The organism is Mesorhizobium sp. M1A.F.Ca.IN.020.06.1.1 (assembly GCF_004023265.1).
Classification (GTDB): Bacteria; Pseudomonadota; Alphaproteobacteria; order Rhizobiales; family Rhizobiaceae; genus Mesorhizobium.
In genome coordinates this window covers 1-2,288 of the sequence record NZ_RZSR01000950.1, presented here as the reverse complement: position 1 = coordinate 2,288, position 2,288 = coordinate 1, and the positions used below count along the sequence as shown (strand labels likewise).

Here is a 2,288-nt window from a genome sequence, read left to right as displayed (position 1 = left end):
CCCTGCATCAGCTCGAACGGTTCGGGCTTTGTAAAGTCGGTCGTAGGCTTGGTGACCGCCAGCACCCGCGCCTGATCCCCCGGCGTCAGATCTGTGCGGCTCGTCGGCAGACCCGCCGGCTCGCCCGCCATGGCGGGAGCAGAAAGCGTGATTGCCAGCAGGAGCGTGGCACCGCGCCAGATCCGGTATCGCGGGTTCCTCGGGAGCAGCAGGCCGGCTATCTCGGCCCGCCACGAGCGGCGCGAAAAATCTATCGGGCGCCGCATTCCCGCATGTCCTTACTCCGCGTCGTTGGCCGAGTCGGCGTTGAGCTGGCCGTATTTCTCCTCGCCGATCGAGGCGAGCAGGTCGAGCTGACTCTCCAGGAAGTCGATGTGGCCTTCCTCGTCCGTCAGCAGATCTTCAAACAGTTTCATCGACACGTAGTCGCCCGCATCCTGGCAAATCTCGCGCGAGCGCTTGTAGGAGGTGCGCGCGTCATATTCGCCGGCGAGATCGGATTCGAGCACCTCCTTCACATTCTGGCCGATGCGCAACGGCGCGACCGACTGCAGGTTCGGATGGCCTTCGAGGAAGATGATACGGGCAACCAGCCGGTCGGCGTGATGCATTTCCTCGATCGATTCCGCCCGCTCCTTCTTCGCCAGCTTGGTGTAGCCCCAGTCCTCGAGCAAACGATAATGGACCCAGTACTGATTGACCGCACCAAGCTCCAGAAACAGGGCTTCGTTAAGCCGCTCGATGACCTGCGGTTCGCCTTTCATGGGTTCTGCTCCCGAATTGGCCGCGCAGTCCTCTGACGCGGTCCAGGTGTGAAACGATATCCGCGCCGCTCCCCTCTGAACGGGCGTGGTAGTTCTCGGTGACCCGAATGATCGTTTCCACCACATTTGGAAAGCAGCCGCAACAGCGGCCGCGCTTGCGCATGGCATGATAGACCTTGGCCGGCACGATAAGCTGCCAGGGATCTTCATCCAGCAGACCAATGATCGTCTGCTCGATCTCCTTCTCGGTGATGATGTTGCAATGGCAGATCAGCATTCACTTGCTCTGGCTAGCGGCGCTGTTCCGGCGCCGTTTGGCTTGTTTCTCAATTGAGCATGATCTTGTCCAAAAACCGGCTTCCACTTTTTGGGATCATGCTCGGGTGCTACTTGAACACCTTGTCCGGAGCATCAAGGCTGTCGGAGCCCTCGAAGGCGATGGCATTGAGCTTGAGCGAGCCGACCGCGCGTTCGATCGACTTGGTCTGGTCGATCAGCGCGTCGATCGCCGCCTGCACAGTGGCGTTGCCTTCCGCATTGCCTTCGGCGATCTGCTGGTCATAGGCCTCGCCGGCCAGCGCCCGCGTCTTGATCGCTTCCATCTTGGCGACCGAAGTATCGAGCTTGTCCGACAGTTCCTTGTCGATCGCAGAATCGGCCACCTTCACCATGTCCGACACCGACGGGCCGGAAACCACGGTGCCGTCGAGGCGCGTATAGTTGGCGTGATAGGCGGCGCGGATGCCGATCGCATCATAGAGATGCGAGTTGTAGGTGTTGTCGGAGAAGCAGTCCTGCTCCTCCTCCGGGTCGTGCAGCAAAAGGCCGAGCTTCATGCGCTCGCCGGCCAGCTCGCCATAGGATAGCGAGCCCATGCCGGTGAGGATGGTGGAGATGCTGGCATTCGGCTCGCCATCGACGAGGGTCTTGCGGGCGGCGCCGTCTTCCTTCCAGTTGTTGACCATCTCCTGCAGGTCGGTGACCAGAAGGCCGCTTGCCGACTTCAGATATTCCGCGCGGCGGTCGCAATTGCCGCCAGTGCAGTTCTTGAGATCGTAGTCGGTGTACGGGCGCTCGCCGGCGCCTGGACCGGTCCCGTGCAGGTCCTGGCCCCAAAGCAGGAATTCGATGGCGTGATAGCCGGTCGCGACATTGGCCTCGACGCCGCCGGCTTCCTGCAGCGTGCCTGAGAGGAACTCCGGCGTCAGCTTCGAGGCGTCGACCTTCTTGCCGTTGATCTCGATCTCCTTGTTCGCAATGACGTTCGCCGTATAGAGCGAGTTCTCGTCCGACTCGGTGCCGTAGCTCTTGGCGACATAGTCGATCAGGCCTTCGTCCAGCGGCCAGGAATTCACCTTGCCTTCCCAGTCGTCGACGATCTTGTTGCCGAAGCGGTAGACCTCGGTCTGCTGGTAAGGCACGCGCGCCGCCTTCCAGGCGTCGCGTGCAGCGTTGAGCGTCTCTGCCGAGGGCTTGGCGAGAAGCGCGTCGACGGCCTTGTCGAGCGCCTCAGCCGTGATCAGC

General features: G+C 61.7%; 3 protein-coding genes and 1 pseudogene. All 4 read right to left on the bottom strand.

Annotation, left to right across the window (positions count from 1 at the left end):
* Positions 1-266, bottom strand: a pseudogene (locus EOA60_RS38415) (thiol oxidoreductase); the annotation flags it as partial.
* A gap of 12 nt (positions 267-278) precedes the next feature.
* Positions 279-764, bottom strand: coding sequence for a bacterioferritin (bfr, locus tag EOA60_RS29440; protein ID WP_066996298.1), 486 nt, complete (start codon positions 762-764; stop codon positions 279-281).
* The gene (locus EOA60_RS29435; RefSeq protein WP_066996295.1) at positions 730-1,041 is read right to left on the bottom strand and encodes a (2Fe-2S)-binding protein; all 312 of its coding nucleotides are present in this window, start codon (positions 1,039-1,041) and stop codon (positions 730-732) included. The genes bfr and EOA60_RS29435 overlap by 35 nt, the downstream gene beginning before the upstream one ends.
* A gap of 109 nt (positions 1,042-1,150) precedes the next feature.
* The coding region (locus EOA60_RS29430; protein WP_128312361.1) for an imelysin family protein at positions 1,151-2,288 on the bottom strand (1,138 nt) is incomplete at its 5' end.